The following is a 2,284-nucleotide window of genomic DNA, read 5'->3' as shown; positions in this document are numbered from 1 at the left end:
CCCGGGCACAGGCACCATCCTGGCCACCACCGAGGACGGCGTCATGCGCTCCCAGGACGACGGTGCCACCTGGGACACCCTGGACACCCCGCAGCTGATGTCCCTGATCGCCTGGGCCGACGACAAGACCATCGTCGGGGCCGGGGTCGACGGGAACCTGCTGACCAGCGCAGATGCCGGGGAAACCTGGACGGCCAGTGACCAGCCGATCGGGGAGATCACCGCCCTGGGGGCCGGGCTCACGGAGGAAGGCGAGACTGAGGCCCTGCTCGTGGCCGACGGAACCGTGCTGCGCACCACCGACGGCGGGAACACCATCGAACAGCTGCTTTGACCCCGTTCACGTTCACCCGCTCGTGGACGAGTCTCCCTGGCACGCCCACGTCTCAAGCGTTCACGCACAATGCCCGCCCACAATGCCCGTCAATGTGCGCGCCTGGAGCAGGGCAGCAGGAGCTGTCCCTCAACCGATGCCGGGGCAGAACAAGAGACCCCTGCTCTCTGCAGGGGCCTCTTGAAGGATGCCGGGGGCAGGCTACGCGCACTCGTCGTAGTGGTCCTCATGCTCCGCATGCCGGTGACCGTCGTGGAGATAATCCACATGATCGCCGTGTTCAACGGTCTCGTGCCCGCAGTTCTCTCCGTGAGTGTGTTCTGCTTTGGTGTGCTCGGCCTGCTTGTCGTGACCAGCCATGATGATCCCCCTTGGACGTACGGGCCCAGGACAGGCTCGTCTTTCCAGTGGAGCACCGGCACCAGGATCTGGCAATGCTTCTGCGGGACCACCAGGGCGAGACCCGGCCCTGCCCGAAGTGCACGCTTCTGCTGACGAAGCAGAAATTTCCTGGCGGATCTCCCACCCTAGAACTCAGGGACCAAACGCGCTATCGCTGATTGATCCGCGGACACTGGCTGCATCAGTAGCTCGACGCGACCTTCTTTACATATGGCGGATTGTCGGACACTCAGCTCTGGAATTCTTGGCCTCTGCTGGTGGGTCCGTGTGGTCGACCCGGCTCTGCCGGCGCGGTGATGCATGAGGTGGGACAGTGCTTGCGACAGGTACACCAATGGCCCCGGCAACCCGGTGCGAGGGTTACCGGGGCCGTAGGCGTGCTGCTCAGGCGGTGCGGGCGCGCCGTCGCAGCCAGAACGCGCCACCAGCAAGGGTCACGGTCAGGGCCAGGCCACCGGTCACCGCGGCGGCGCTGTCGCCGTCGGCGGTTTCCACGGCCACGCCGGTGTCGGCGCCGCCGACGGGGACCTGCTCGATCTGCGGTGCCTCCTCCAGACCAGTGCCATCGGGGCCGGCGATGATGCCGGTGTTCGGGGGCAGAGTGTCCCGGGCCAGCTCACGCTGCTCCACGATCTCGGCCACCGTCGCGGCGTCGTAGGCGTAAGCCTCGCTCTCACACGCCACGCCGTCGGCGTCGGTGTCCAGAGCGGGGTGGTACGCCGGGCTGCCCTGGGGGATGTTGTACACCCCTGCGGCGAAGGCTGCATCACAGACGGGGAAGATGGGTCCGTAAACGTCGGCCGACGCCGGGGCAGCACTGAGGGCTGAAAATCCGACGGCGGTGATCAGTGCGGCACTTGCTGCGCTTTTTCGCATCTGTTTGTCGCTTTCTGAGAGGTATTTGTCTTTGCAACGTATCCAGCCGACATTCTTGAGTCAATCCCGTCAGCGACACAAACCTGATCTGTTCCAGTCTTGTTGATTTCAGGAGTTCATTGGGCCGAGGCGAAACCTATGCACGGCGCGGCGGCCGCCCCGTTCCCGTCCATGGCACCGGGGACCACGCCGTGGACCCCGTCCCCGGAGCAGAGCCTCCGGTCGCGCCTCGGTGCCCCCGCCTTCCCGCAGGGAACTGCTGATGCTCCGTTGCACTGCGGGGACTGCGGCGTTGCACATGAAGTTGCTCATCGCGCCGGGGTGAGTCTCCGCCCGGGCATGATGTAGTGACCTTGGGAGGTGCGTTGAGGTTGGCCCTCCCGTGCGCGGAGGGTCAGAGCACCTCTGCCCCGAGCACGATGAGGCCAGCCAAGATGCCAGCACATCCCAGGACGCCGATGGGACCGGCGGTGAAGGCAGGTTCTGCTCGGTACTGCGGATGATCCGGCGGAGGAGCCTGGCGCCGTGAGGCGTAGAGACCCGCAAGTGACTTCCGGCAGAGCAGGAGGACCACGCCGGTGATCACCATGGCAGCACCCAAGACAAGGCTCGGCCACCCCACTAGAACATCTCCCGCGGCAGGAACAGACCCATCAAGATGATCACGACCCC

The 2,284-nt window shown here is 65.7% G+C and carries 2 protein-coding genes; one reads left to right on the top strand and one right to left on the bottom strand.

The genetic code is table 11. From position 1 onward, the window contains the following. On the top strand, nt 1-334 hold a 334-nt coding region (locus BJF77_RS17765), incomplete at its 5' end, for a WD40/YVTN/BNR-like repeat-containing protein (RefSeq protein ID WP_369821442.1). Between the two features lie 786 nt (nt 335-1,120). Here the strand turns inward: BJF77_RS17765 and BJF77_RS17755 are convergent. Then, nucleotides 1,121-1,612, bottom strand: coding sequence for an excalibur calcium-binding domain-containing protein (locus tag BJF77_RS17755; RefSeq protein WP_075872998.1), 492 nt, complete (start codon nt 1,610-1,612; stop codon nt 1,121-1,123). Between the last annotated feature and the right edge of the window lie 672 nt (nt 1,613-2,284).

It is taken from the genome of Kocuria sp. CNJ-770 (assembly GCF_001942375.1).
Lineage (GTDB): Bacteria > Actinomycetota > Actinomycetes > Actinomycetales > Micrococcaceae > Kocuria > Kocuria oceani.
The sequence above is the reverse complement of the archived record's forward strand: the minus strand, read 5'-3'. Positions and strand labels throughout refer to the sequence as shown.

Bases quoted from the DNA above. Each gene is read 5' to 3' on its own strand.
- BJF77_RS17755 (WP_075872998.1), bottom strand. From the start codon at position 1,612: ATGCGAAAAAGCGCAGCAAGTGCCGCACTGATCACCGCCGTCGGATTT.